Annotated in this window: 22 protein-coding genes; 12 read left to right on the forward strand and 10 right to left on the reverse strand. The window is 62.3% G+C overall.

Translation table 11 applies throughout. The features are described from left to right. Nucleotides 1–60 precede the first annotated feature (60 nt). Entirely contained in the window at nucleotides 61–603 is a 543-nt protein-coding gene (locus GYH35_RS17925; RefSeq protein WP_161811271.1) for a TetR/AcrR family transcriptional regulator, read from the forward strand. A 1-nt stretch (nucleotide 604) separates the two neighbouring features. Here GYH35_RS17925 and pcaD read toward each other — a convergent pair whose 3' ends face one another. Further along, nucleotides 605–1,423: a 3-oxoadipate enol-lactonase gene (gene pcaD / locus GYH35_RS17930; protein ID WP_161829120.1), complete on the reverse strand. Its 819-nt coding sequence runs from the start codon at nucleotides 1,421–1,423 to the stop codon at nucleotides 605–607. 138 nt (nucleotides 1,424–1,561) lie between these two features. After that, nucleotides 1,562–3,109, reverse strand: coding sequence for a catalase (locus GYH35_RS17935; RefSeq protein ID WP_161829121.1), 1,548 nt, complete (start codon nucleotides 3,107–3,109; stop codon nucleotides 1,562–1,564). Nucleotides 3,110–3,413: 304 nt separating this feature from the next. Between GYH35_RS17935 and GYH35_RS17940 the strand changes: the two genes are divergently transcribed. The 3 genes from GYH35_RS17940 (at nucleotide 3,414) to GYH35_RS17950 (ending at nucleotide 6,822) form a co-directional block, all read left to right on the forward strand. Then, a complete protein-coding gene (locus GYH35_RS17940; RefSeq protein ID WP_161829122.1) occupies nucleotides 3,414–4,625 on the forward strand; it encodes a hypothetical protein in 1,212 nt (403 codons plus the stop codon). Nucleotides 4,626–4,634: 9 nt separating this feature from the next. Then, nucleotides 4,635–5,057, forward strand: a complete 423-nt coding sequence (locus GYH35_RS17945; RefSeq protein ID WP_161829123.1) for a type 2 periplasmic-binding domain-containing protein — start codon at nucleotides 4,635–4,637, stop codon at nucleotides 5,055–5,057. A 97-nt stretch (nucleotides 5,058–5,154) separates the two neighbouring features. Further along, entirely contained in the window at nucleotides 5,155–6,822 is a 1,668-nt protein-coding gene (locus GYH35_RS17950) for a methyl-accepting chemotaxis protein (protein ID WP_202624393.1), read from the forward strand. A gap of 26 nt (nucleotides 6,823–6,848) precedes the next feature. Here GYH35_RS17950 and GYH35_RS17955 read toward each other — a convergent pair whose 3' ends face one another. Beyond that, the gene (locus tag GYH35_RS17955; RefSeq protein WP_161811277.1) at nucleotides 6,849–7,220 is read right to left on the reverse strand and encodes a response regulator; all 372 of its coding nucleotides are present in this window, start codon (nucleotides 7,218–7,220) and stop codon (nucleotides 6,849–6,851) included. Further along, nucleotides 7,213–9,027, reverse strand: a complete 1,815-nt coding sequence (locus GYH35_RS17960) for a sensor histidine kinase (protein WP_161829125.1) — start codon at nucleotides 9,025–9,027, stop codon at nucleotides 7,213–7,215. Before GYH35_RS17960 ends, GYH35_RS17955 begins: the two co-directional genes overlap by 8 nt. A gap of 109 nt (nucleotides 9,028–9,136) precedes the next feature. Here GYH35_RS17960 and GYH35_RS17965 point away from each other — a divergent pair, with 109 nt between their 5' ends. Next, on the forward strand, nucleotides 9,137–9,574 hold the full coding sequence (locus GYH35_RS17965; protein WP_161811279.1) for a YciI family protein: 438 nt from the start codon (nucleotides 9,137–9,139) through the stop codon (nucleotides 9,572–9,574). Between the two features lie 127 nt (nucleotides 9,575–9,701). On the opposite strand, the gene GYH35_RS17970 is transcribed toward GYH35_RS17965, so the two are convergent. Both GYH35_RS17970 and GYH35_RS17975 read right to left on the reverse strand, forming a co-directional pair. Beyond that, nucleotides 9,702–9,884 (reverse strand): hypothetical protein, encoded by a 183-nt coding sequence (locus GYH35_RS17970; protein ID WP_161811280.1) that lies wholly within the window; start codon nucleotides 9,882–9,884, stop codon nucleotides 9,702–9,704. 22 nt (nucleotides 9,885–9,906) lie between these two features. After that, nucleotides 9,907–10,335, reverse strand: a complete 429-nt coding sequence (locus tag GYH35_RS17975) for a hypothetical protein (protein WP_161829126.1) — start codon at nucleotides 10,333–10,335, stop codon at nucleotides 9,907–9,909. Between the two features lie 407 nt (nucleotides 10,336–10,742). Between GYH35_RS17975 and GYH35_RS17980 the strand changes: the two genes are divergently transcribed. Continuing rightward, complete coding sequence (locus tag GYH35_RS17980; RefSeq protein ID WP_161811282.1) at nucleotides 10,743–13,439, forward strand: serine/threonine-protein kinase; 2,697 nt, start codon at nucleotides 10,743–10,745, stop codon at nucleotides 13,437–13,439. Here GYH35_RS17980 and GYH35_RS17985 read toward each other — a convergent pair. Both GYH35_RS17985 and nikR read right to left on the reverse strand, forming a co-directional pair. After that, nucleotides 13,436–14,548: an NADH:flavin oxidoreductase/NADH oxidase gene (locus tag GYH35_RS17985; protein ID WP_161829127.1), complete on the reverse strand. Its 1,113-nt coding sequence runs from the start codon at nucleotides 14,546–14,548 to the stop codon at nucleotides 13,436–13,438. The genes GYH35_RS17980 and GYH35_RS17985 overlap by 4 nt on opposite strands. Nucleotides 14,549–14,582: 34 nt before the next feature. Then, the gene (nikR, locus tag GYH35_RS17990; protein WP_161829128.1) at nucleotides 14,583–15,044 is read right to left on the reverse strand and encodes a nickel-responsive transcriptional regulator NikR; all 462 of its coding nucleotides are present in this window, start codon (nucleotides 15,042–15,044) and stop codon (nucleotides 14,583–14,585) included. 200 nt (nucleotides 15,045–15,244) lie between these two features. Between nikR and GYH35_RS17995 the strand changes: the two genes are divergently transcribed. From GYH35_RS17995 to GYH35_RS18010, 4 genes are read left to right on the forward strand one after another with little or no spacing between them, the layout of a single operon-like run. Continuing rightward, on the forward strand, nucleotides 15,245–15,967 hold the full coding sequence (locus tag GYH35_RS17995; RefSeq protein WP_235936804.1) for a HupE/UreJ family protein: 723 nt from the start codon (nucleotides 15,245–15,247) through the stop codon (nucleotides 15,965–15,967). Nucleotides 15,968–15,979: 12 nt separating this feature from the next. Next, nucleotides 15,980–18,001 carry a TonB-dependent receptor gene (locus GYH35_RS18000; protein ID WP_161829129.1) on the forward strand — a complete coding sequence of 674 codons (2,022 nt, stop codon included), beginning with the start codon at nucleotides 15,980–15,982 and terminating at the stop codon, nucleotides 17,999–18,001. A gap of 9 nt (nucleotides 18,002–18,010) precedes the next feature. Beyond that, complete coding sequence (locus GYH35_RS18005; protein WP_161829130.1) at nucleotides 18,011–18,727, forward strand: DUF4198 domain-containing protein; 717 nt, start codon at nucleotides 18,011–18,013, stop codon at nucleotides 18,725–18,727. Then, nucleotides 18,696–19,184 carry a hypothetical protein gene (locus GYH35_RS18010; RefSeq protein WP_161811287.1) on the forward strand — a complete coding sequence of 163 codons (489 nt, stop codon included), beginning with the start codon at nucleotides 18,696–18,698 and terminating at the stop codon, nucleotides 19,182–19,184. The genes GYH35_RS18005 and GYH35_RS18010 overlap by 32 nt, the downstream gene beginning before the upstream one ends. Nucleotide 19,185: 1 nt before the next feature. On the opposite strand, the gene GYH35_RS18015 is transcribed toward GYH35_RS18010, so the two are convergent. Together GYH35_RS18015 and GYH35_RS18020 are read right to left on the reverse strand one after the other, a co-directional pair. Next, nucleotides 19,186–21,243 (reverse strand): hypothetical protein, encoded by a 2,058-nt coding sequence (locus GYH35_RS18015; protein WP_161811288.1) that lies wholly within the window; start codon nucleotides 21,241–21,243, stop codon nucleotides 19,186–19,188. Nucleotides 21,244–21,310: 67 nt separating this feature from the next. Beyond that, nucleotides 21,311–22,009, reverse strand: a complete 699-nt coding sequence (locus GYH35_RS18020; RefSeq protein WP_161811289.1) for an alpha/beta fold hydrolase — start codon at nucleotides 22,007–22,009, stop codon at nucleotides 21,311–21,313. 295 nt (nucleotides 22,010–22,304) lie between these two features. Between GYH35_RS18020 and GYH35_RS18025 the strand changes: the two genes are divergently transcribed. Further along, nucleotides 22,305–23,195 (forward strand): hypothetical protein, encoded by an 891-nt coding sequence (locus GYH35_RS18025; RefSeq protein WP_161811290.1) that lies wholly within the window; start codon nucleotides 22,305–22,307, stop codon nucleotides 23,193–23,195. Between the two features lie 253 nt (nucleotides 23,196–23,448). Continuing rightward, nucleotides 23,449–26,037, forward strand: coding sequence for a TonB-dependent receptor (locus GYH35_RS18030; protein ID WP_161811291.1), 2,589 nt, complete (start codon nucleotides 23,449–23,451; stop codon nucleotides 26,035–26,037). Nucleotides 26,038–26,040: the final 3 nt, after the last annotated feature.

Genomic DNA, 26,040 nt, shown 5'->3' on the forward strand with positions numbered 1-26,040 from the left:
AATTTGCCTGGCCTCGCGCCCGTCTTGATTCGCCAGGCAGCCGTCACAACCTTGGATCTGATGAGCACCATTCCATCTATTCGTGCCCGCGCCGCAGGCCTTCGGCGGCAACAATTGTTGGATGCCGCTGCGGCGCTGGTGCTGAAGAGAGGCACCGCCGCGTTGACGCTCGATGCGGTCGCCGAGGCCGCGCATGTCAGCAAGGGCGGGTTGTTGTATTACTTCGACTCGAAGAATTCCCTGCTGGAAGCGCTCGCCGACTATCTGGCCGAACAGCTGCAGATCGAAGTCGAGCGTGAGGCGGCGGGTGGCAGCCTCGCGAAAGCTTATCTGCAGGTTGTGTCGCGGATGGGACAGCTGCCCAAGGATCAGCAGGTGTTCAAAGCCCTGACCATCATCTGTACTGCGCAGCCCGAGCTGGCGGGGCGCGTGCGGGCACGCTTGCATCTGTCGCCGTCCGACAATCTATCGGGCGAGACCCCGCTCGAGGAACTGCATCTGCGATTGGTCGCCGATGGTATGTGGCTGGCCGATCTGTTCAGTTGTTATGAGATCAGCCCGGAGCAGCGCGCGGCGCTGCTACAAAAACTGGGCGCAGCCTGATCTAATCTTTTTCAGCCTGCGCAGCCGGCGGCGCCAGCTCGCCTTGCAGGAACTCGATCAAGGTGGCGTTGAATTCATCGGCGCGCTCGACGTTCGACAAGTGCGCGGCATCCAGCAGAACCAGCTTTGCTTCCGGAATCGAGTTCGCCATGAACTCCGCGTGCGCGGGTGTCGTTCCCGCGTCATGCATGCCGCCGATGATCAGCGTCTTCGCAGTGATGTTCTTGATGGACTCGCGCTGATCCATATCGCGAATGGCCGCGCAACAGGCCGCATAGCCCTGCGGCGATGTTTCCAAAAGTAACGCACGGATCCTGGCGACCTTGTCGGGATGCGCTTGATGAAACTGCGGCGTGAACCATCGCCCCAGCGTGCCTTCGACCAGCACCGCCGGCCCTTGTGTCAGTGCGGTTTGAATTCTCGTATCCCAGGTTTCGCGAGGCGGCATGTGAGGCGTGGTATTACACAACGCCGCCTTGAGCACTCGATCCGGCCACTTGGCGGCGATATGCATCGCGATCATTCCGCCTAAGGACAGCCCGCAAAGATGGGCGCGCGCGACCCCGCAGGCTTCGAGCACGTTGAGCGCGTCGGCGGCCAGCAAATCCAGGGTCGCTTCCGGGTGCGTGCCGATTGTAGATTTGCCATGGCCGCGCGCGTCGAAGCGGATCAGCTCGAAACGCTCGCTCAGCGCCTCGAACTGGTCGTCCCACATTTCCAGCGACGTGCCGAGCGCATTCAATAGCAACAGCGCCGGCGCACCCGGCCGGGGTGTGTGCTCGACTCGGAGTTGTACATCCTGTGAGGTGACTTGCTTCATGAGAACGGTGCGTCCGCGCGAAAGACAACGGCCCTATCCTACAACAGTCCTCACCGCCATCGAGTTCAGGAGCGCCGGATAAAAAGCGCCCCGCATGAAGCGGGGCGAGTGCAGGGAGGAGGATCGAGGGTCGAGAGACTATGCGGGGATGCCGTCGCTTTCCTTGGCTTCATCGGTGGCGCTGGTGCCTTTGATGCGGTCGTCGCCGACCGGATCGAGCTTCAGCGCGCGACGTACGCCTTCGCCGTATGCGGGATCGCATTTCGTGAACAGCGCGAGCTGGCGACGGACGATGGACTCCGGCACGCCTTGCATGGCCGCGGCGATGTTGTCGAACAAGCGTTGCTTCTGGGCGGCGTCGAACAGACGGAACAGAGTGCCGGGCTGAATGAAGTCGTCGTTGCCCGAGCGATGATCGTAACGATCGGCCGCGCCATGCAGCGGCAATGGCGGCTCGGCGAAGCGCGCATCCTGCTTCGGGCCGTCCAACGAGTTCGGCTCGTAGTACGCATCGGCATTGCCGGTGTCGTTCTGGAAGAAACGCATCGAGCCATCCTTGTGATAATGATGCACCGGACACTTCGGCGCATTCACCGGCAACGCTTCATAGTGCGTGCCCAGGCGATAACGATGCGCGTCGGCGTAGCTGAAGATCCGAGCCTGCAACACACGGTCGGGCGAGAAGCCGATGCCCGGCACGATGTTCGACGGCGACATCGCGACTTGCTCGATTTCCGCGAAGTAGTTGCCCGGGTTCCGGTTCAGTTCGAGCACGCCGACATCGATGAGCGGGAAGTCACGATGCGGCCACACTTTGGTGAGATCGAAAGGGTTCAATCCGGTCGCTTCCGACCACGCGGCCGCCTGAGCTTCGGTCATGATCTGCACCTGCAAAGTCCAGCGCGGGAAGTCGCCGTTGTCGATGGACGCGAACAAATCTTCCTGCGTGCTCTCGCGGGTGCGGCCGACGACCTGCGCCGCTTCGGCATTGGTCCAGTGACGATGGCCCTGCCGGGTCTTGAAATGGAACTTCACCCAGACGCGTTCGCTCGCTTCGTTGATCAAGCTATAGGTGTGCGAGCCGTAACCATTCATATGTCGCACATCGGTCGGCAGGCCACGATCCGAAAACAGAATGGTGATCTGGTGGAGGCTCTCGGGGGAGAGCGACCAGAAATCCCATTGCGCGGCCGGCGAACGCAGGTTGGTGCGCGGATGGCGCTTCTGCGTGCGAATGAAATCCGGGAACTTGAGTGGATCGCGAATGAAGAACACCGGCGTGTTGTTGCCGACCAGGTCCCAATTGCCTTCGGGCGTATAGAACTTCACCGCAAAGCCACGCACGTCGCGTTCCGCATCGGCCGCGCCTAGTTCCCCGGCTACAGTCGAGAAACGCAGGATCAGATCGGTCTTCGCGCCCGGCTGTAGCAACTTGGCTTTGGTGTATGCGGAGATATCGCCCGTCACTGTCAGAGTCCCGTAGGCACCCCAGCCTTTGGCGTGCACGACGCGCTCGGGAATACGCTCGCGGTTCTGATGAGCGAGCTTTTCGATCAGTTGATAGTCCTGGAGCAGCAGCGGTCCGCGCGGCCCCGCGCTCAGCGAGTTCTGATTGTCGGCAATGGGGTTGCCGGCAGTCGTCGTGAGTGTGACGTCGGTCGCGGATCTGATATCGGCTTTGCTCATGGGCTGCGTCTGCTTCGGTTACTGGAGTACGCAGGGAAGGTACGCGACCGGCTTCGATCGCAGAAATCGATTGATCGGATCGGTGTCATAGACGAATTCGTTGCTCTGATTGCGCTGTCAACGCGAATCCGCACCAGAAGTGTGACTCCGCTTCGAGCCCTAAGGGTTGCCCCGCAGCGCCCCTACACCGTTTCCGGCAATGCGGCATCAGGAGAGATCAAATCAAGTCGTTGCAATGCGACGCCGATAGTGAGGGTGTCACGGGGCCAAGGCTCCGTCGCTACAAAACTTACGGAGTCAGCTCATGTCCTCACGTTTTTCGATCGTCGCGTTGGCGGTTGCGGCAGCGTTGCCGACCGTGGCATCGGCGGTGGATTTTTCATACAGCGGCTTTTCGACCGCTGCCTACTCGCAGTCGGACACCAATCTCGCCGACGTGGGTTACACCTCGCAGCCGGACAGCATCGACAAAGGTGGTTCGTTCGAGACCGACTCGAAGCTCGGCGTACAGCTGACCGCGAAGTTCAACGATAATATTTCGGCGACCGTGCAGGGCGTGGCTTATACCGACCTGACCGGCGACTTCGAGCCGCATCTGGATTGGGCTTACGTTCGCGCCCAGGCCACGCAGAGCCTGAGCTTCCGTGGCGGCTACCTGCGCGCCCCGACCTTCATGTATTCGGACTCGGTGTTCGTCGGCTACGCCAACACCTGGGTGCGTCCGCCGCTGGAAGTTTATAACCTGTCGCCGGTGTATCAGCTGCTCGGCGTCGATGCGACGTACCGCGCGCAGCTCGGCGCGTTCACCGTCACCGTGAATCCTTACTTCGGCGAGAGCGAAGTCGACGTGTCGACCCTCAAGCTGGACGTGCCCGAGTGGAAAGGTCTCGCCACCACTGTGAACGTCGGTTCGTTCCAGGCGCGTGTCGGCTACGGCGTCATCGATCTGGAGACGGATTCCAACTCCGTCGCCGCATTGACCGATCCGTTGTTTGCGGTTCCTGCCGCCTTGTGCGGCAGCTGCGCGTCCGAAGCTCAGAAGCTGCTCATCGGAGGCGCCCGGATCGCCAACTTGAACGTCGGCGTGCAGTACGACGACGGCACCAACCTGATCGCCAGCGAATACGCCAGGTCCGATGCGGATGGCGGCGAATACTTCATGCCGGATCGCTACTCGGCGTATGTCACCTACGGTCGCCGCTTCGGCAACCTGATGCCCTATGCCACGCTGGCCGGCACGCGCCGTGAGACCCCGCTGTCCACCAATGCCATTTCGATTCCCGCGCTGAGCGCCGCCGTGAACGGCGTGATCGCGAGCCAGGGCGCGACGGACCAGGATAGCTACAGCCTCGGTGTGCGTTACGAGCTGCCGTCGTTCTCGGTCGTCAAGGGCGCGCTGGTGAAGTTCCAGTACGACCACATCGATGCTGACGGCCGCGGCAACCTCAACAACGTGCAGCCTGGCTTCGACGGCAAGATCGACATGGTCAGCGCATCGCTCGACTTTATTTTCTAACGGTGTCTCATGCGTAGTCTGAAATCGATTTTGAGTGTATGCGCGCTGACGCTGGCTGCGGCCGGCGCCAACGCCGAAGTGGTCGTGATCGTCAACCCGAAGAATCCGGCGGCGAGCCTGTCGGCGGAGCAGGTGGCGGCGCTGTACCTGGGCAACTCGAGCACGTTCCCGGAGGGCGGCGCGGCCACGCTGGCCGACCAGCCGGAATCGGCGGCGGTTCGCGGCACGTTCTACGAAAAGGCGACGGGTCGCTCGGCCGCGCAGGCCAAAGCCACCTGGGCGCGCCTGACCTTCACCGGTAAGGGCACGCCGCCGAAAGAGCTGAAGAGCGACGCCGATGTGAAGGCGTTCGTGGCTTCGGATCCGAAGGCGATCGGCTACGTCGATTCGAGCGCGGTGGATGGCTCGGTCAAGGCCGTGTTGAAGCTGTGATGCTTGCCCGCTGGCGGCGTCTCAAGGAGACGCCGCCAGCTGCCGTTACTCAATAGTCCGTTGCGGAATGCGGCCACGAAGGCCAGAAGTTAGTGCAATGAAATTCAAACATCGAATCTGGATGCTGCCGATCATGACGGCAGTGATCATCATGATCGGCATCGCGGTCAGCTCGCAGATGACGTCCCAGACGTCGGCTGCGCTCGCGCGCGTGGAGAAGGTCCAATACCCGACCGTCGAAGCGTTGCGTGTGGTGCGCTCCGAATTCACCGATGTGCAGGAATCGCTGCAGCGGGCGGTGGCGGAAGGCGACCAGGACGGCATTACCGCCGCGACCGAGCATGCCAATCGCGTGCGCGCCGCGTTGAAGGACCTGGCTGCTGTGGATCCCGATCGCAGCATCGCAAGCGACCTGGGCAGTGCTTTCGACGATTACTACTCCGCCGCCACCTCGGCGACGCGGATCATGCTGGGTAGCGAGACCGGCGACGCCGCCAGCGCCATCGCCCGCATGCAGAAGACCAACGAGGCGATGACCGCGTTGGTGACCAAGTCGCAGGAAGATGCGATCGGTGAGTTTCGTTCCTTGCTCGCCGGCGGCACGGAGAACGTGCAGCGCAGCCTGATGGCGAGCCTGGTCACCGCGGTGGTGATGTTGCTGGTGTTGGGTGTGGGTTCGTGGTGGTTGATCGGCAACGTGTTCCGCAGCCTCGGTGGCGAGCCGGAATTCGCGGTGCAGATCGTGCGCTCGATCGCGAGCGGCGACTTCACGACGGCGGTCACGCTGCGCCAGGACGATCAGTCCAGCCTGTTGCATGGAATCGAGACGCTGCGTCAGAAGCTGGGCAACCTGATTCAGGATGTGCGCACGACTTCCGGTGCGGTCGACTCGGCCGCCGCCGATATCAACTCTGGCATCGATCGTTTGAGCACTCGTACGTCGGATCAGGCCGCGAGCCTGGAAGAGACTGCGTCGAGCATGGAGGAAATGACGGTGACCGTGAAGCGCAATGCCGACAATGCGCGTCACGCCAACCAGCTCGCGTCCGAAGCTCGCGATCAGGCCGAACGCGGTGGCGCAGTCGCTGCCCGCGCGGTGAGCGCGATGGCCGAGATCAACAGCTCCAGCCGCAAGATCGCCGACATCATCGGCGTCATCGATGAAATCGCGTTCCAGACCAACTTGCTGGCGTTGAACGCAGCCGTCGAAGCGGCGCGTGCCGGCGAACAGGGCCGGGGTTTCGCGGTCGTCGCGTCCGAAGTGCGCAGCCTCGCGCAGCGTAGCGCCACGGCGGCTCGCGAGATCAAAGAGCTGATTCAGGACTCGGTGTCCAAGGTGCAGGATGGCACCAAGCTGGTGGACGAATCCGGCCAGCATCTGACCGACATCGTCTCCGCCGCGAAGAAGGTTGCCGACATCATCGGCGAGATTTCGTCGGCCAGTCAGCAGCAGGCCAGCGGCCTCGATCAGGTCAACGGCGCGATCACGCAGATGGACGAGAGCACGCAGCAGAACGCGGCGATGGCCGAAGAAACGTCGGCGGTCGCGGCTTCGATGAGCGAGCAGGCCAAGAAGCTCACCGACATGATTTCGGTGTTCAAGATCCGCTCGAGCGGCGGTGGCTATCAGCAGCCGGTGGCGCGTACGCCTGTAGCCTCGGCGCCGCAGCCGGTGCGTGTTGCTAGCGCCAAGCCGGTCGCGGCTCCGGCTCCGCAGCCTCTGAAGAAAGCGGCGGGCTCGGATGTGGAGTGGCAGGAGTTCTAAACACGAACCGGCGAGCGCCGAACGGCTCAGCCGGTTTTCTTCTCGAGCACGAGCAATAGTTTGTCGCGTAGCTCGTTCAACACGAATGGCTTGGCGAGCGCAGGATAGTCGCTGAATTCCTGGGGAATGCCGGCGGTGCCGTAGCCCGTGCTGAACACGAACGGGACGGCGCGCTGGCGCAGGATCTCCGCAACCGGCGTCGCCGCGACGCCGGCGAGATTGAGGTCCAGCAGCGCGAAGTCGATCGGCGCGGTTCTGGCGAGCTCGCAGGCGGTGTCCAGGTCCGCCGCCGAGGCCGCGATCTCGCAGCCCAGATCGAGGAGCATGTCCTCGATCATCAAGGCGACCGCGCCTTCGTCCTCGACGACAAGTGCCGCGAGACCGGCCAGATCAACCATGCGCGGCGCAACTCGCTAGCGGTACTGTTACGCGGCATTGAACGCCCTCGGGCTCGAACTTCAGATCGAGGTCGCCACGCAGGTCGGTTTCGATACAACGTTCCACCAGACGTGCGCCAAAGCCGCGCCGGGTCGGCGGGCTGACCGGCGGACCGCCGCGTTCCTGCCAGTCGATCTGCAACATCGCGGGCTGTCCTGGCTCACGGCGGATATCCCATATCACGGTGAGTGTGCCTTCCTCGGCAGAGAGGGCGCCGTACTTCGCTGCATTCGTCGCAAGCTCGCCGAGCGCCATGGTGAGACTGAGCGCGGCGCGCGGAGTGAGGTCGACGGACGGCCCCTGAATGGACACACGTCCCTGCGCCGCTCCCGCTACTGGCGCCAATATCTCCTTGGCGAGCGCATCCAGCGGCGCATCTTCCCAATGACGTTTGGTCAACAGATCGTGCGCGCGCGCGAGCGCCATCAACCGTGCCTGGAACTTCACCACGAAATCCTGAGGATTGTCGGCATGCCGCGCTGTTTGCGCCGACAACGATTGGACGGTGGCAAGCGTGTTCTTGACGCGATGATTCAGTTCGTCGATGAGCACCTTCTGGCGCGTCTCGGCCTGCTTGCGATCGGTGATATCGACCAGCATGTTGATCGCACCGATGAGCTTGCCATTGGCATCGTGCAAAGGCGTCGGATAGGGAACGAATGGGACTCGGGTGCCATCCGGTCGCTCTGCGACAGCCTCCACGCCACGCACGATCCTGTCCTCCTTCAGCGCGATCGCCATGGGACATTGATCATGCGGTAATGGCACGCCATCAGGCGTGTACAGGCGCCAGGTCACGCACCACTCATCTCCGAACTGCGGCGTGCGGCCGGCCATTTCGACGGCGGCTTTGTTGTAGAAATCGATTCGACCTGCGGCGTCGGTGGTGTACACGGCGGCGGGCAGCGCTTCGAGCAGTTCGCGCATCTTCTGCTCGCTGTGGCGACGCGCGTCTTCCGCCAGATGCAGGTCGGTAACGTCGGTCGTAAAGCAGCGCGTGTTGAGCATCTGCCCATCTTGTTGAAAGCGGCAGTTGGAAGTGATGACCACGTGCTTGATCGAACCATCCTTGGCTCGCAGCCGGGCCGGATGGCGCACCAACTGCTCGCCGCTGGAGAGTCGGCGAAGAATGTCGCCGATGACCGGCGCATCGGCATGAAATTCGGCGATGTGCCGGCCGATGTATTCCTCCGGCTTGTAGCCCAGCAACTCGAGCTCGGCGCGGTTGGCGCGCAGGATGATTCCATCGGCATTGACGATGTGCAGTCCGACGGCGCCGTTCTCGAAGAAATCTTCCAGCGCTTGACGCTGGCCACGCAGTTCTGCTTCGAGCGCCTTGCGCTCGGTGATGTCTTGCAAGCAGTTGATCGCGCCCTGGACCGCGCCGCGATGATCCTTGAGCGCGCGAATGTTCACCAGGACGCTGCGGTTCGATCCATCCGGCCGTTCGATCAGCACTTCGCCATTGCGCGTATCGACGCCGTCTTCGATGGCCTTGGCCATCGGAGCGTCTTCATGCGCTAGCGGCGTACCGTCCGGCAGATGCAGGCGATACGAGCCGCAGAAGCGCTCCTTCGGCTCTGTCAGGCTCGGCGTACGGCCCCACAGCGCGGCGGCTTCGGAATTGAAGCGTACGAGAAAGCCTTCGCGGTCGCAGACATAGACGGCGCCTGGGATGGCGTCGAGCGTGGTCGCGCTGGCGGCGACGAGGGTTTCGTAGTCGGTAGGGCGCCGGGCGTTGAGGGGGAGGTCTGCGACGGTCGACATGGCTGTAACAATTACTCGGAGATCGATTTTGTTCCGCAAGGTGTCGGCCATGGTGAGATCCGGTCGTCTTCAACTCAGATCGCAGCAATCAACCGACAGGAGCAGGAACATGCGCGTCATGGTAATGATCAAGGCCACCAAGAATTCTGAAGCCGGCGCTGCCCCCACCGAGGAGTTGGCGGCCGAGATGACCAAATTCAACGAGGCGCTGGTGCAGGCCGGCATCATGCTCGGCGGCGACGGCCTCAAGCCGACCAGCAAGGGCAAGCGCGTGCGCTTCTCAGGCGATAAGCGCCTGGTGATCGACGGCCCGTTCGCCGAAACCAAGGAAGTGATCGCCGGCTATTGGGTCTGGCAGGTGAAGTCCATGGATGAAGCCATCGAATGGGTGCGTCGTTGCCCCCATCCAATGCCGGGCGAGGACACCGAGATCGAGATTCGTCCGTTCTATGAGCTGGAGGACTTCGGCGCCGAGTTCACGCCCGAGCTGCGCGAGCGGAACGAGGAGATGCGGGCCGAGATCGAGCGCCAGCAGCGCACGAAGTAATCCGGCCGAAATATTGATTTGCTAGTGAGGCGGGGGGGCGGTGAGACCGGACAGAGGTTCTTGGTCGTCCCCGGTCCGGTCGCAGTGGCGCGCTCTCGAAACGAGGCGCGCCATGTTCTTTATATGATTAGAGCGGGCGCTGCCAGGTCGTCATCGAAGACGAGGCCTGCGCTTTCAACTGCTCCAGGGCCGGCGACTGGACGGCCGCCTCGGGCTTGGAGGCATTCGTTCCAGGGGCGACCGTGTTGGTGGCGACCGCTGTGGACATCAGACTGGCAGCAACCACCATAAGGATTGGGATGCGTTTCATGGGGTTCTCCGGTGAGTGATGATCAGGCGACGAGGGGGCGCTTGCCGCCAACCGTGCCATCAGCCAGGAGCGGACGCTTGCCGCCGACCGTGCCGTCAGCCAGGAGCGGGCGCTTGCCGCCAACCGTGCCATCGGCCAGGAGCGGACGCTTGCCGCCGACCGTGCCATCAGCCAGGAGCGGACGCTTGCCGCCGACCGTGCCATCAGCCAGGAGAGGGCGCTTGCCGCCAACCGTGCCGTCAGCCAGGAGCGGGCGCTTGCCGCCGACGGTGCCATCGGCCAGGAGCGGGCGCTTGCCGCCGACCGTGCCATCGACCAGGAGGGGGCGCTTGCCACCAACCGTGCCGTCAGCCAGCAGCGGGCGCTTGCCGCCAACCGTGCCATCGGCCAGGGCGACGTTCGCCATCAGTGCAAAGGACACAGCGAACGCCGAAATAATCTTGCTACGCATATCAACGTTTCTCCCGCAAACAATGTGCTAAGCCACCCGCTCGACAGGACGAATCATAGACATAACCGTTGTTTAATTGTGATCCTCGTCACACTGGAAATGTTCGATTATGTTATCTCCAATGCAAAATCAGGGTATTGCTTAAGCGGCACTGCATCCTGCGGCCCTAGGTGGTCGGCGTGAGAACCCGGACGAGAACCTCGAAACTGGAAAGTCCGACACGCAAACATCCTGTTTTTTACGGAGAATTGGCGCTCGTCCGAGGGTTGTTATTCGATGTGGCTTTGCACATCCCTGGTCCGATCCGCCACTGACGTTTAGTAACTATCGATGCCGATCTAATGACATCTCCGAGAACCGCCGAGGAGCGGCGCCTAACGCGAGTGGGGCAAGTACTCGAAGAAGCGATGCAGCTTCTGCCCGAGGACCGGGAGCATTACGTTCGTCAGCAGATCGCAGAGCCGCAGGAGCTCGAAGAAGCTCTGGGCTTGCTCAGCGTCTATCCCGAGGCGGCCACGAGCGGCCCCATCTCACGGGCGGTCGGCGCCGCATTCCTGCGCTCCAGCCAGGCAGGCCGTCACAGCCTGCTGGGCCATGTCATTGCGGATCGATACAAGATCATTTCCGTGCTCGGCCGGGGCGGATCGGGCACCGTCTATCTGGCCGAGCGCGCGGATAAACAATATTCGGCGCAGGTCGCGGTCAAGATCATCGATGAGAGCGCCGCGGCTTCCTTCGGGCTGCGCTTCCGCGCCGAGCGGCAGATTCTGGCGAGCCTCAATCACGCCAACATCGCCCGGTTGCTGGATGCGGGCGAAACCGAAGGTCACCAGCCCTACCTGGTCATGGAGTACATCCATGGCGAGCCGGTGGATCAGTTCTGCGATCAGCGGCAGTTGAACCTGCGCGAACGGCTCGAATTGTTTCTCCAGGTCTGCGCCGCGGTGCAGTACGCCCATCAAAACCTGATCGTCCATCGCGATCTCAAGCCGGCAAACATTCTGGTCACGGGCGATGGCGTGCCCAAGCTGCTCGACTTCGGCATCGCCAAGCTGCTGGACGCCAGCGATGTCACCAAACCGTCCGACCTGACGCGCATGAACGACCGCCTGCTCACGCCCGAGTATGCGAGTCCCGAGCAGATTCTCGGCCGGCCGGTAACGACCGCGAGCGATGTTTATTCACTGGGCGTCGTGCTCTATCAGCTGCTCACGGGATTGCGCCCGTACACGTTGTCCTCGTCCTCGGCCAGTCAGCTCGAGCTGGAGCGCGCGATTTGCGTGACCGATCCGCTGCGTCCGAGCGTCGCCGTGCAGACAGCGTTGCGCGCCGGACCGAAAGATGACGAACCATCGATCTCCGTTCTGGCCAACGCACGCGCCACGACGCCGGACAAACTGGAGCGCGGCCTCGCCGGCGATCTCGATGCCATCATCATGCGCGCCATGCGCAAGGAGCCGCAGCATCGCTACAGCTCCATCGATCAGCTCATCGGGGACATCCGACACTACCTGGCGAATGAGCCGGTGCAGGCACGGCAGGGCAACTGGGCCTACTACACCTCCCGTTTCATCAGGCGCAATCGCCTGGCGGTGGCCACCGGCACCACCGTGGCGGCGCTCATCGTGAGCTCGCTCATTACCGTGTCCATCCAGCGGGCCGCCGTTCAGGACGCGCTCGAGCTGGTGACCCAGGAAAAAGAAACGGCCGAACGGGTGTCCGGACATTTTCGCGACATCTTTGCCGCGGCCAATCCCTATGTGAACTTCGGCCGGGAGATGTCGGCGCGAGAGCTGTTGGATCAAGCCAAGCTGGTGATCGACGCGGATCCGAACGTGAATCCCGAGGTCCGCTCGGAGCTGCACGTCAACATGGGCGTCGCCTACCGGCGCCTGGGCGAACCGAACGAAGCGGTCGATCAGCTCGAGAAAGCGCTGCGCCTGCGGCGTGAGTCGAGTGGGGAATCGAGCCCGAAGGTCGTGACCACTCTGATCGAGCTTGCGGTCGCGGAGCGAGATGCCGGACTGGCTCGGGAATCCGATGAGCACTTCGGCCAGGCGCAGGCGATGATGGCGAGCCTCGGCGAGACCGATGCGGAGGCCAAGGCAAAGCTATTGGCCGAGATCGGTCGGCTCGAAACGATGCGCAGCCGGCCGGTCGAGGCGCTGGCCGCTTTCGATGCCGCGCTGGAATTGATGCGAAGGGCGAAGGGATCGCGGGATCCGGAGATCGGCAGCATCCTGAGCGAGCAGGCCAATCTTTACACCTGGCTGGACGACTATGCCCGGGCCGAAGCCGTGGCACGCGAGGCGGTCGAGATCTACGAGTCGGTCGACGTTCGCCATCCCGACCGGGTCAAGGCGGACTTCGTGCTGGCCGAAACGCTGTTGTACCAGGGCAAGCTCAGCGCGGCCGCGCCGATTTACGAACGCACGCTGGCCACCCAGCGAGCGCTCTTCAAAGCGAATCCAGCGGTCGCGGAAACCATTTCTTCGCTGGCCCAGGTGCGGCTGGCGCAAGGGGACACGGTCGAAGCAGAGAAGCTCGTGCGCGAGGCGATCGCGATTCATCGCAATGCGCATAGCACGGCGTACGCCAAGATCGGTTTTCTGCAAACGATGCTGGGAACGGTTTTGATCCGGCAGGCCAAGTTCGAAGAAGCCGAGCCGCTACTGCGCGACACTCTGGAATTGTTCGGCAAGAGTCTGCCCCCCGATCATCAATACGTCGCATCGGCCGAGCACTACCTGGGCGAGGTCCTGGCGGCCACCGGTAAGCTCGCCGATGCCGAAGCGCATTTCACGGCCGCGGCCAACCGTTGGAAGCGCACCGGGGCGCCCGAATGGCGCGCGGCGCGATCGGCTAACGCGCTTGGCGAAGTCCTGCACAAGGAAGGCAAACATCGAGAGGCCGAATCGAAGCTGGTCGAAAGCTATCGCATCCTGGCCACGGCCGATGGCGTCGATTCGGCCACCCGTGAGTTGGCGCGCACTCGAGTGATTCGCTTCTACGTCGATACGAGGCAGAGAGACAAATTGGACGCGCTCATGCAAGAGCTGCATCCGGAGCGGGCACAGAATATCAGGGCGCAACGAACGCTTTAATCGTCCGCGCGCAAATCGAACAATCCACGGAATCGCGCCGGCTGAGAACGCAAATATTGATCGGGCGCTTTCACACGAGCGCCGAAGTGAGCCGCGGCGTGCCACGGCCAGCGCGGGTTGTAGAGCATGGCGCGCGCAAGCGCGATGAAATCCGCATCGCCTGCAACGAGCACCGATTCCGCGTGCTCGAAATCGTTGATCAAGCCAACTGCGATGACCGGCATTTTCACGGCCGCTTTGACCGCTCGCGCTAGCGGCACTTGATAGCCGGGACCGACCGCAATTTTCTGCGCCGGTGACAGTCCGCCGCTGGAAACATGAATGGCGTTGCAGCCACGCGCGTCGAGCGCTCGCGCGAATTCCACGGTTTGTTCGATGTCCCACCCGTTCGGCGCCCAATCCGTTCCGGAGACGCGAATACTGACCGGCTTTTCGGACGGCACCGCGTCCCGGACCGCATCGAACACTTCGAGCGGAAAGCGCATCCGATTCTCGAGCGAGCCGCCATATTCGTCATGGCGACGATTCGACAGCGGCGACAGAAACTGATGCAGCAAGTAACCGTGCGCGCCGTGTAGCTGGATCGCGTCGAGACCGATGTTCACAGCGCGGCGAGCGGCGGCGACAAAAGCGTCGCGGACATCTTTCAAGCCATCGCGATCCAAGGCGATGGGCGGATGGTCGTTCTCGTGGAAGGCGAGCGAGGAGGGCGCTTCGGTCTGCCAGCCGTGTGCATGAGGGGGCGGTAGCTGCGCACCGCCTTTCCAAGGTACGTCGGTGGACGCCTTGCGGCCGGCATGCGCGAGCTGAATTGCAATCGGCATGTCCGACCAGCGGCGCACCGATTCCACCACCCCGTGCATCGCTCGCTCGCACTCATCGGAGTACAGGCCGACGTCGGCATAAGTGATGCGGCCTTCCGGCTTGACCGCGGTTGCTTCGATGGTCAGCAGGCCGGCGCCCGACACGGCGAGCTGCCCGAGATGCATCGTGTGCCAGTCGGTCATGCAGCCGTTGTCGGCCGAATACTGGCACATGGGCGCGATCACGATGCGGTTCGCAAGCGTGAGAGGGCCGACCTGGGCCGGCGTGAACAAGTGGGATCGCATCGGTCGTCTCCGTCAAACGGAGATGATGGCGGCTTCAGCGGTGCGGTCGCAAGTGGACGTGGTGGTGTTGAGGGTGCGCGCGACCGTTGGTCTCCGATTCCACCGGGATCACGTTGAACTTGCCATGGCGCACGCCCTTCTCGGCGATCAAGGCTTCGGCAAACTGCACCACTTCCTGCGTGTGGCCGCGCAGGATCATGGTCTCGATGCAATTGTCGTGATCCAGATGCGCGTGCATGGTCGAGACCGTCACGTCGTGATGATCGTGCTGAAGCTGCGCGAGACGTCCGGCGAGTTGGCGCTCGTGATGGTTGTAGACGTAACTCAGCGCCGCCACGCAGTGGTGAGCACCGCCCTGGTCGACGCTGTCCCGACCTAGTTCGCCACGCAACAGATCGCGAAAGGCCTCGGAGCGATTCTGGTAACCCTTCTGCTGCATGAACCGATCGAAGGTGTCGGCGAGCTCGTCGTCGATGGAAATGGTGAGGCGTCGCATGGCGGTACTCGTGCTTCGAAGCGGGCAGCATAACTTACAGAAGCACGCATTCATGGATGAAGCCGGGGCCAATAAAAAAGTTGTGGCCTGAAACCTGTGTGAAATATTCTGAAATCATCATACGTCCCGCTCGCGCCTCGGACGGTTCGACGCGAATAACTCCATCGAGGGCGTGGGTGGCTGTGAGAAGTCGCTTTTCAGTGCAGTTGTCCGTTGTCTGTGGTGCGGCGAGCGTGCTGCTCGCCGCCGCCACGGCAATGGCGCATTCGGTCAGCGAACAAGCACAACAGCGCATGTTGATCGGCGGATTCTCCGACGCCGCGTGGATCGGCGCCGAGCACATGCTCACTGGCTACGATCATCTGTTGTTCCTGCTGGGCGTGATGCTGTTTCTGACGCGCTTCAGCCAGATCGTCGTGTTCATCACGGCGTTCACAGCGGGCCACACGATCACGCTGCTGTTCGCGACGTTGGCGGGCATCACTGCGAATCCCTATCTGGTCGATGCGGTGATCGCACTGACCGTGACTTACAAAGCCATCGAGAACATGGACCTGTTCCGTCGCTGGTTCGGCCGGCCCGCGCCGAATCTGCTGTTCATGGTGTTCGTGTTCGGCTTGATCCACGGCTTCGGCCTGTCGACCCGTCTGCAGCAGATGACGCTGGCGAAGGATCCGGAGCTGGTGACGAAGATCATCGCGTTCAACGTCGGCGTCGAGTTCGGTCAGATTGCCGCGCTGGCGTTGATGACTGCAGTCGTCAAAGTCTGGCGCACGAGCACTGCTTTCCCGGCAATCACGCGCGTAACCAACGGCGCCTTGATCGCGGCAAGCGCCGTGTTGCTGGCTGTGCAAGTTCACGGTTACGTCACGTCGTCGCAGGACGTGACCGCAGTGTCTGAAAGGGCGACCTACCCGTCGTGATGGAGAGCGGCCATGACAGTGCATAACCCGAATGAATCATTGCGGTGGGCGGTCGCGTGCGTGCTGGGAACTTTGTCGCTCGGCGCGGCGGCCGAGACGATCGATGAGGTCGTCGTCAAGGGTCAGCTGCTTCGGCCCGAGGAATCCGCGTTCAGCGCGACGGTATTGGACAACGTGGCGATTCGCGAGCAGGCGCTGGCCGACGTCGACGATCTGTTTCGTTTCGTGCCCGGCATGGTCGTGCGCGACCTGCAGCTCGGCTCGGTGGCCAGCAACATCGTGATTCGCGGCTTCGGCAACGGCGGTCACGGTGGCGATCTCGGCGCCGTCATCGACGGCATTCCGCTCAACGAAGCCATGTCGCATGCCGACGGTTATGTCGACCTGAACACGGTCGTGCCGCTCGAGATCGAGTCGTTCAGCGTTTTCAAAGGCCCGGTGTCGGCGCTGTACGGCAACTACAATCGTGGCGGTATGGTCGATATCCAGACGCGCAAGAGCGGCGACTATGCCGAAACGGATTTGTCGTTCGGCTCGTATGACACCGTGGATCTACAAGCTGCATACGGCGCGGGGCTCGGCGACACCCAACAGATCAACCTTGCGGGGCAGCTGTTCCGCACTGACAGCTACCGGCCGCAGAGTGAGACTGAACGCAGCACGTTCTCCGGCCGCTGGTCGGCGGATGTCACGCCAGACCTGCAAGTTGCAGTGTCGTCGCGCTACTTGCAGTCGGAGAGTGACTCTGCGTCGTATTTGACGCAGGCGCAGTTCCAGGCGGATCCCCGCGGCATCGATCCGAACACACAGAACGACGGCGCGGACAAGGAATTCCTGACGGTTCGCGGCGACGTGAACTATCAGATCGACGATGACCTGAAGCTGCTGACGTTTGCGTACACGACCCAGCAGGACTTCACACGTTGGTTCTCGCGGCCCATCAATGCGACGACCTGGCGGCAGCGCGAAGAAACGTACGATCGCAGCGTTCTTGGCGCCGGCACCAGTTTGAATGGCGTGACGGCGCTGGCGTCCATTCCGGTGAGCTACATCGCTGGTGTCGAAACATTCCGCGAGTCCACCGAATACAAGTTCTTCGACGGCCTGGACCGTCGCCGTCGCGTGCTGCCCGCACAGTCGAATCGCGAGACCGATCTCAACAGCGTCTCGGCATTCACCGAAGTGCGGGCGAGCCTGCACCCGCTCGCACAGCTGTCGCTCGGGCTTCGCGCCGATCGTTTCACTGGTGGGTGCGAGCTGCGCGGCACAGAGACGGGCACCGACCCGTGCAGTGCTCTCAACAAGGCCGAGCATGCCAGCCCGAAGGTGGGATTGAATTCGCAAGTGACCGACTGGTTGCAGTTGCGCGCCAGCTGGGCTGAGGGCTTCGCGCTGCCGAACGGATTCGTGAAATACGCGATCGGTGGCCAGCCGCTCGATGAGAACGTGTTCCGTCAGACCGAGATCGGCATGCGCTTCGCGGCCGCCCACGCATTCGAGTTCGACATCGCCGGTTATCGTTTGAAGTCGACGGGCGAAGTGCGCACGGTGTCGCCCGGCGTTTACGAGAACTATGGCGCGACCATGCGTGAAGGCGTCGAGGCGAGCGCGAAATGGACGCCGGTCTCGAACTTCGAGCTGAGCGCGGTCTATGGCGTCACGGACACCGAAGTGGAGCAGAACGCGGATGCTCGACTCTTGGGCTTGACGGTGCCAGGTGTGCCCGAAACGTCCGGCAGCCTCGAAGCAACTTACCGTCCGTTCGCGGACTGGAGCATCAACGCGTTCTGGCGCTACGTCGGCGAGTACGAAGTCGATGCGCTCAACACGGTGCAGGCGGAGAGCTACGATCTCCTCGATCTGGGCGTCTCATACACGAACCGCAGCGCGCGCAACTATCGCGTCTACGCGCGGCTCGACAATGTTACAGACGAGAAGTACGCCACCTCGGTGTCGGTCATCGGCGGTCAGCTCCTGTTCGCGCCGGGATCGCCCCGCACCGTGCGCGCCGGCATTCAATTCGATTTCCAATGAGATAGGGATATGTTCGCCAGATCACGCCAGCTGATTTTCTCCGCGATGCTCACATGCTGCGCTTCGGGTGCCATGGCGCACACGGTCTGGCTCGAGTCCATGCCGCAGACTCAGGGCGACTTCCAGGTTTTGTTCGGCGGCCACGCCGGCAAGCTCGAGACTTACCAGCCGGAGAAGATCAAGCAGATCGATGCGGTCGACAAGCAGGGCAGGAAACTCGGCGTCAAGCAGGAGGTGACCGCCGACGGCGTGCGCCTGCATGTTTCGGGTGCGCCTGCTTTGATCTCCATGCACTTCGATAACGGCATTCACTCGCGGCCACCGACGGGGCCAAGCGTCGAGAAGCCGATGAACGAAGTCGCTGGCGCCACGCGTGCGACCTACGCCGTCAAATATCACAAGACAGTGGTGGACTGGGCGCCGCTGGTGACCAAGGCGCTCGGTCAGCCGTTCGAGGTCGTCCCTTTGTCCGCGCAGCAGCCGGTGGCCGGTCAGCCGTTCCGCGTTCGTGTACTTCAGGATGGCAAGCCTGTCGCCGGTGTGAAACTGGGCCATGGCGAGGAAGGCACGGCGGCGGATCCGGTGACCGATGCCGAGGGCGTCGCCGCTTTCGTGCCGAAGCAGGGTTTCAACCGGCTGTGGGCCGGCAAACGGATTCCGGTTGCAGGCAATCCCAAATATACGGAGCTGAGCTATGAATATTCCTTTGGGTTCGATGCGAAGTAAGGTGTTCGCTTGCCTGATGTTCCTGCTGCCGGGCCTGGCGGCGGCGCACGGTCTGTTGCTCGACGCCAAGCATGTCGGCGACAAGATCGAAGGCACGGTGTATTACTCGAATGGCGAGCTGGCGGTGCGCGAGTCCGTCGAGCTGCTCGATCTTTCGACGCCGGATGCGACTGCCGTGGCGGGCGAGACCGACGATGCCGGCAAGTTCAATTTTCCGGTCGCGGACGGTCATCGCTATCGAGTGTCAGCCTACGCCGCGGAAGGGCACGGTGTAGACATCGAGATCGACGCCGTCGCCAACGCTCGCCCGAAACTCATCGAGACGGCAGCTGCGGCCGAAGAACAATCCTGGATGCCGCCGGCGTGGGCGGTCATCGGTTTGCTGTTGCTTGCATCGCTCGTGCCGGTCGTGGTCTCACGCCGGCGCGCGGCGGCCGGCCCGGCTGCGAATCGATAACTCACTGCGTGCGCTTCGCGCCCAGCCATTCCCCGTTCCGGAACGAAAGATACACCGTGCTCCAGAGCTGAGCCGCGTTCGATTCGTCCGCATGCGTATTGTGTTGTCCGAACGCCTCGGCACGATACTGGCCGTTCGCAAACGACCACGTCCAAAGCTCCGAAGAGCGCAGCGCGTTGGTCGCATCGATGGCTTTCCAAAGTTGAGCGCGCGCCGCCTGCAATCGCGTGCGAAGTTCTGCTGACAAATCGCTTCGGGCGAGCTGACGACTGAGCCCCGCCGCAAGCACCGCCTGCTGCCACGACCAGACGACCGTTCCGTGATAGGCAGAGTTGCCGAAGCGAGCCTGCGTGTCTCGATCGGCAAACGCAGGATTGGCAACCAGCAAGCCGGCCGGCGTCATCAGCCCCGCGGGAAACGGACGCATGATCGCATCGATCGAACGCTGCAGTTGTGCAGCGCTCGGCTGAGTGAACAGCAGCGCGAAGCCATCGTCGGAGTGCATGATGGGAATCGGCTTGCCATTGGCGTCGAGCGACAGGGCATTGAACGTCAATGACTGCTCACGCAGGCCGCTGTCGAGCGCGGCGAGCGGCTGCTTGGCATCCACACCGATTGTTGCGGCATAAGCTGATACCTGATCTCGCGCCTGCTTCGCGGGCAAGGTCACGACGAACATCGGTGGCGCCTTGCGGGACCAGGCGTCACGTTGGTTGCCTGCTCGCTGCAAGCTGCGACGCTGGGCATCCGTCAGATAACTATCGATCAATCCACTCTTTAGCAGACGATCGATCGCGTCGAGCGCAGCCGGAACGAAGACTGCGTTCACGTCGTAAGCGTAAAGACCGCGGCCTAGGCCTTCCTCGCTATCTCGCCATTGCCCTGTCATGCGACCTTCCTTGATGCCAACGAGGTTCGCGGGCTTGGGATTTGCCACGAACGCGGCGGTACGCTCCACCACCCACGTCAAGTTCTTCACGAGCGCATCGCCTTGTCGCTGGCCGGCGGCGTTCTTCTCGGAGAGGAACTTCGGCGCACGCGTCCTGCCTTCGTTGTCCAGCAGCCAGTCGGCGGCGAGGGGCGCGAGCATGAAGTCGTCGTCGACCATTCCGTAGTCGTAGATCGGTGCGTCGATCTTTCCGCGACCTTCTCTGAAGTTGCGAAGTACGGCGAACTCACCGATATCTTCTTCATGCGCGACCTCGCCGTTCGGCGCGAGCCGAGTCAGAACCGCTCCGATGCCGCTCTCGATGGCCAGGTGCTGCAGGACTGGAGCGAGCAGCGTGAGTGACATCAAGCTGTCGCGGCCAAAGTAAGTATCGAAGCGCCACGAGCCGGCGAGGTACTTCTCGCGATAACTCAGAAAGGTGAGCACGTCGCGTGCGCGAGTGTCGCGAGCGGCCGTCGCAGTCAGCAGCGACGTGTTGTCGATGGGTGTGAGAGGAGTCTCGCCGGTCAACGCGACGACTTTCAGCCTGAGCTTGCCGTTCGCGCCAGTAATGGATTCTGTCGATACTCGCGCGCCGTCGAGCGCTTCGATGGACAGCCGATAGCCCGCCGCACCATCGAGCCTGCCGCGGTCCCAAACGATGCGATTGGCTGTGACATCCGGCTTCGCCGCGACTTCATTCGGAATCGTACCGAGGGCTTGATAGTCACGCAGCACGCGTACGGATGACAGCACCGCTTCTTGGATACGGAGATTGTCAGTGTCGAGGGTGACTTCCGCTTCGACGCCATGCAGCGGCCGACCTTTCGAGTCTTTTTCGTGCGCCGGCATCGGTTGACGAGCGAGCTGCCATTCCACCGGTTGCTCGCTCCTGCCGAACCAGAGGCCGACGCCGCTGTTGCCAGCAGGGAAGGCGACGAGGATGCGCGGGTCCGTGCCTGATCGTAGTAACAAGTGCGCAGCTACGGGCCCTTCGCGCAAGAAGCTGTTGATGTTACGCCCCTCGTCGATCTGGAAGCGCAAGGACGGTGGCGAGGCGGGCTGTGTTTGAGCCGTCGCGCAGTGGGCGGTCGCGAGCAGGCCGACAACAAATACAGTGAGGCGAAGCATGCAGCCGATGATGCGCCGGCTCGCGATCCGGCGCTATACGTTGCTGGTCGTTCTCGCGCTATGAAATTTATTCAAGCAGCCAGCGACGCAGCAACGTCGATGTCTCCTCCGGCGCTTCCATCGGCGGCAAATGGCCGCACGCAGCGAACACGTAATAGGTCGAGCCTGCGATCTGCCGATGCATCTCCTCGGCATCGCGAGGCGGCGTGAGAATGTCCGAGTCGCCAACGGCGATCAGCGTGGGAACATCGATCGAAGCCAGCAAGGGGCGCGAGTCGGGCCGATTCAAGATGGCGTTCTGTTGGCGCAGGAAAGCGTCACCGCCGACGCGCTTCGCCATGGCCTGTACTTCCGCGCCGACGGGGCCGTGTACATGCTTGGTGTGAACCAGTTGCGGCAGCATGCGAGTCGTGACGCCGAAGAAGCGCCCGTGCTTGAGTGACTGGATGCCGGCCAATCGTTGCGTCACTCGTTGTGGCGAGTCGAGCGCTGCGCTCGTGTCCAGCATGGCCAGACGCGTCACGCGTTGAGGCTGCTGACGCAGGATTTCAAACGCGACGTAGCCGCCCATCGAGAGCGCGGCCAACGCGAAACGCTCGGGCGCGGCATCGAGCACGCGTTTGGCCATCGCGCTCAAGTTGTCGTCGAGCGTGAGGTCGGGGAGAGTCGGCTCGGCAATGTCTTCGAGATCCCGAGCTTGATCGCGCCACAGCCGGTGATCGCACAACAGGCCGGGCAACAATACGAGAGGCAGTCGTTCTGGCACGATGAGTTTCCTTTGACTCAGCGTAACGAAATGAGCTTCGGCCGAGCAACTGTTGACTCATTCGCCGTGCGTGCAATCGTCACAGTTATCTGCTATTAAACCTCGCGAATCTGCAACCGTGGCCTCGATGGGTGTGAGGCCAGCAGCAGGGAATGACCAGGGATCGGGTAAGAGCTGCGACCGTCGCGGCGCCATTCGCGCGCCGCTGCCACAATACCTTGCTCCCTGGCGATCCACCGTTGCGCGCGGCGGATTCGCGCTTGCATTATTTTCGCAAACTACGTTAGGGAGAACCATGAAAAAGGCAGCATTGTTTGTCAGCGGTCTGTTGTTGACCGCGTTGGCGTCCGCACCGGCGGTGGCGGAGGTCGTGCGGGTGAAGGTCACGGCTCGAGTCGTCGATGTTTACGATCCGGGCACCATGCTCCACGGCAAGATCCTCGCAGGCAGCCGGTTGACCGGCACGTATGTTTACAACACGAACACGCCCAATACCTCGGACGATCCCGAGGGGTATGGCAGGTATGTGCCCTATGCCAATGAGGCGCGCATGCGTTTCGTGTCTGGCGGCATCGTGTTCGAGAACAATCAACCGACTCAGGGCATCGAAATTGAGGTCGACCCGCAGGGTGAGTTCGGGTCGGGAATGTTCGAGATGACCAGTCGCGACAACAAGCCGCTGGCGAGCACCGCGCAGGTCGATGAGATCACGGTTCGCTTCAATGGCCGGGGCAACATGACGCAGTCCGTGGCGCTGCCGGCAGCCGTGCCCACTCTGACTGAGTACGACCCGAAGGAAGTCGTTATCAGCAGCAACTTTGGTCAGTCGTTCATGGTGGTCGCAAACATCGAGAGCGCCGAGCCCGTCGTTGTCGACGCTGTCGTCGTGTCGCCGGCGGCGGGCAGTTTCCTGTCGACCCAGCAGTTCGATGCAGCGCTGGCTCTGCCTCGTAACAGCAGCGTCGTGAGCGTGATCGCGGAGGCCAACGGTGCGCCGTTGCCGATCGGCTATCCGGGCTCTTGCACACTGGTGCCGCCGCCGACCAGCGCCGCTCAGCCCGCGGTGCTGTGCCCGAACGCCGATTCGCTGCTGCCGCTGGCGGGCGGTGCGCCGATCGAGTGGACGGTCGAGCTGTCGAACGGCTCGATACTCACCGAGACGTCGAACTGGACTTTTCTGCACTAAGTGCGTAACACGCGCGCGCTCGTTCCAGAGCGCGCGCGTCTTCAACAAACTCGGACGCAGTTCTTGCCTTCGAGCAGTCGCGACCGCGGCGCCATTCGTCCCCTGATTCTTCCGTTATAGCCAAGCGCTCGAGTCATCCGGTGAAGTTGACAAGCCGGAATCTGTGATACACAGTGTTTCTCAAAGAAACAGTGTGTTTCATAAGTGCAATGACGGGGTTCGCTTAAAACAGAACGGAAAAGGGGGGAGTGCCATGAAGGCGGAGTTGCACAAGCGTCCGTTGGTGATCGGCGCCGCGCTGGCGGCGGGTCTCGGTGTGAGCGCACCGGCGCTCTCTCAGACACCGCCCGTCAATGCCGCCGGCGGCGATGCAGCGATCGACGAGCTGAACGAAATCATCGTCACCGCCCGTCGCACCGAGGAACGGCTGCAGGACGTTCCGATCTCCATCACCGTGTTCAATCAGGAGCAGCTCGCGAACCGCAATGTGACCAACGCGGTCGATCTCGCGAACTACACGCCGTCGCTCTCGGCAAACAGCAACTTCGGCATCGAGAATACGAGCTTCGCCATCCGCGGCTTCGTGCAAGAGCTCGGCACTCAGCCGTCGGTCGGCACTTACTTTGCCGATGTGGTCGCGGCGCGCGGCCCGACTCAAGGCACGCAGGCCGGCGATGGTGTGGGTCCTGGCAGTTTCTTCGACCTGCAGAACGTGCAGGTGTTGAAGGGGCCGCAGGGCACGCTCTTTGGGCGCAATACCACCGGCGGCGCCGTGCTGCTCGTGCCACAAAAGCCGACTGGCGACTTCGAGGGTTACCTCGAAGGGTCGTACGGCAACTTCGATATGTATCGGCTGCAGGCGGCGCTCAATGTTCCTTTCGGCGAGGGCGCGCGCTTTCGGCTTGCGGCGGATCATCAGGGGCGCGAAGGGTATCTGAACAATATTTCGGGCATCGGGCCGAAGGATTACAACGACGTCAATTACAGCGCCGTGCGCGCCAGTCTGGTGCTGGATCTCACCCCCAATCTCGAGAATTACACCATCGCTTCCTGGAGCAAGTCGGACACCAACGGCAGCGTCGAGAAATTGATCGCCTGCAATCCGACCGGCTTCAATCCGCCCGATCCGCAGCTGGGATTGCGCAACTTCGTCGGCATTCTTTCCTGCGGACAGCTTGCGGACGAGCAGGCTCGCGGCACGGACTTCCATGATGTGCAGGCAGCCGTCACCGATCCGATCTCTCTCATCGAGCAGTGGCAGCTGATCAATACGACGACCTGGCATGTCTCCGACACGGTCACGCTGAAGAACATTGCGAGCTATGCGGAGTTCACCAACGAGCAGCGCGCGCAGCTGTTCGCCACGAATTGGCAGACGAGCACGCTGCCGATGCCTTATCCAATGGTGTTCTTTCGTGGCGTGCCGGCCGTGTTCACGGGCGTGTTCGCGATTCCCGGCCACAACACGGCGGATCAGTCCACTTACACCGAAGAGCTGCAACTGCAGGGATCGAGCGAGGATGGCAAGTTGCGCTATCAGCTGGGCGGATATTTGGAGTGGAGCGATCCGCTCAGCACGGTGGGCAACCAGTCTTCACAGCTGGCGTCGTGCACTGACCTGGCTACCCTCGACTGCACCGATCCCATCGGCAGCGTGTTCAGTGTGGCGCTGAGTCAGCAGCTCGGATTCCCGGTGCCGGTCAACGTAGGAGCGGTCAATTACACGGCTGGCAGAACGGCGTATCGAAGCCGCGGCGTCTATGCGCAATCGAGCTACGACCTGGCCGAGCGGTTCACTTTGACGGGCGGCCTGCGTTACACGTGGGATGAGCAAACGAACAGCGCCCAGCGCATCACATACAGCTTCCCCGTGTTGCCGCCGTTCATCGGCGGGCCATCGCAGCGCTGCACCGATCCGTCGAGCGCGCCGTCGTGCGGTCAGTTCCTGAAGCAGGAGTCCGACAAGCCCACCTGGCTGCTGGGCCTGGATTACAAGCCCGGAGACGACGTGCTGGTGTACGGCAAGTACGCTCGCGGCTATCGCGCGGGTGGCGTGTTCACGAATGCGCCCATCGACCATCGCACGTTCGATCCGGAGAAGGTCGATAACTTCGAACTCGGTTTGAAGACCAGCTTCCGCTCGGCAGTGCGTGGCGTATTCAATATCGCCGCGTTCTACAACGACTTCACCGATCAGCAGCTGCAGTTCGGGTTCGATGCTCGCGTCGATCCGGTGACAGGAGCGACGGCGCCGGTGTCGCCGACGACAGCCGTCATCAACGCCGGCAAGTCACGCATCTATGGTGCGGAGGTCGAGGTGTCGATCACGCCGATCGAAGGGCTGACGTTCGATGCCAACTATACTTACCTCAATGCCGAGATCCGGAGCATCGATCAGGTCACGACGCTCGATCCGAACTATCAGGTGCAGACTTCGCAGATCGAAAGCGGCGCGCCGCTCGCCTTGTCGCCGAAGAACAAATATGCGCTGTCGGCGAATTACACCTGGCGCCTGCCCGAGACGGTGGGCTTGATCACGTTCGGCGCGACCTTCGTGCACACGGATGAGCAGCTCACCAGCTACAGCTACCAGGATCCGGCGATCCTGGCGCTGTTCGGCAAGAATTACGGCGTGATCGACAGTCGCGACCTGCTCAATCTGAATGTGACTTGGGAGGGCATCGCAGGCAGCCCGGTGGATCTGTCGGCGTTCGCCACCAACGTGACCGATGAAGAATATTTCCAGTACGTGCCGGGGCTGCCGACCTCAGGCAGCGACTATGCAGCGCTCGGCGAGCCTCGCATGTATGGCTTCCGGTTGCGCTATCGATTTGGCGAGTGATCG

The organism is Steroidobacter agaridevorans (assembly GCF_009932555.1).
In the GTDB taxonomy this organism is placed as follows: Bacteria; Pseudomonadota; Gammaproteobacteria; order Steroidobacterales; family Steroidobacteraceae; genus Steroidobacter; species Steroidobacter agaridevorans.

Excerpts from the sequence above, each read along its gene's own strand:
- GYH35_RS17975 (WP_161829126.1), bottom strand. The coding sequence starts at position 10,335 with ATGCGTAGCAAGATTATTTCGGCGTTCGCTGTGTCCTTTGCACTGATG.
- GYH35_RS18025 (WP_161811290.1), top strand. The coding sequence starts at position 22,305 with ATGAAAAAGGCAGCATTGTTTGTCAGCGGTCTGTTGTTGACCGCGTTG.
- GYH35_RS18010 (WP_161811287.1), top strand. The coding sequence starts at position 18,696 with ATGAATATTCCTTTGGGTTCGATGCGAAGTAAGGTGTTCGCTTGCCTG.
- GYH35_RS17980 (WP_161811282.1), top strand. The coding sequence starts at position 10,743 with ATGCAGCTTCTGCCCGAGGACCGGGAGCATTACGTTCGTCAGCAGATC.
- GYH35_RS17935 (WP_161829121.1), bottom strand. The coding sequence starts at position 3,109 with ATGAGCAAAGCCGATATCAGATCCGCGACCGACGTCACACTCACGACG.
- GYH35_RS17960 (WP_161829125.1), bottom strand. The coding sequence starts at position 9,027 with ATGTCGACCGTCGCAGACCTCCCCCTCAACGCCCGGCGCCCTACCGAC.
- GYH35_RS18005 (WP_161829130.1), top strand. The coding sequence starts at position 18,011 with ATGTTCGCCAGATCACGCCAGCTGATTTTCTCCGCGATGCTCACATGC.
- GYH35_RS17925 (WP_161811271.1), top strand. The coding sequence starts at position 61 with ATGAGCACCATTCCATCTATTCGTGCCCGCGCCGCAGGCCTTCGGCGG.
- GYH35_RS17985 (WP_161829127.1), bottom strand. The coding sequence starts at position 14,548 with ATGCGATCCCACTTGTTCACGCCGGCCCAGGTCGGCCCTCTCACGCTT.
- GYH35_RS17940 (WP_161829122.1), top strand. The coding sequence starts at position 3,414 with ATGTCCTCACGTTTTTCGATCGTCGCGTTGGCGGTTGCGGCAGCGTTG.
- GYH35_RS18030 (WP_161811291.1), top strand. The coding sequence starts at position 23,449 with ATGAAGGCGGAGTTGCACAAGCGTCCGTTGGTGATCGGCGCCGCGCTG.
- GYH35_RS18015 (WP_161811288.1), bottom strand. The coding sequence starts at position 21,243 with ATGCTTCGCCTCACTGTATTTGTTGTCGGCCTGCTCGCGACCGCCCAC.
- GYH35_RS17970 (WP_161811280.1), bottom strand. The coding sequence starts at position 9,884 with ATGAAACGCATCCCAATCCTTATGGTGGTTGCTGCCAGTCTGATGTCC.
- pcaD (WP_161829120.1), bottom strand. The coding sequence starts at position 1,423 with ATGAAGCAAGTCACCTCACAGGATGTACAACTCCGAGTCGAGCACACA.
- GYH35_RS17965 (WP_161811279.1), top strand. The coding sequence starts at position 9,137 with ATGCGCGTCATGGTAATGATCAAGGCCACCAAGAATTCTGAAGCCGGC.
- nikR (WP_161829128.1), bottom strand. The coding sequence starts at position 15,044 with ATGCGACGCCTCACCATTTCCATCGACGACGAGCTCGCCGACACCTTC.
- GYH35_RS17945 (WP_161829123.1), top strand. The coding sequence starts at position 4,635 with ATGCGTAGTCTGAAATCGATTTTGAGTGTATGCGCGCTGACGCTGGCT.
- GYH35_RS17950 (WP_202624393.1), top strand. The coding sequence starts at position 5,155 with ATGAAATTCAAACATCGAATCTGGATGCTGCCGATCATGACGGCAGTG.
- GYH35_RS17955 (WP_161811277.1), bottom strand. The coding sequence starts at position 7,220 with ATGGTTGATCTGGCCGGTCTCGCGGCACTTGTCGTCGAGGACGAAGGC.
- GYH35_RS18000 (WP_161829129.1), top strand. The coding sequence starts at position 15,980 with ATGACAGTGCATAACCCGAATGAATCATTGCGGTGGGCGGTCGCGTGC.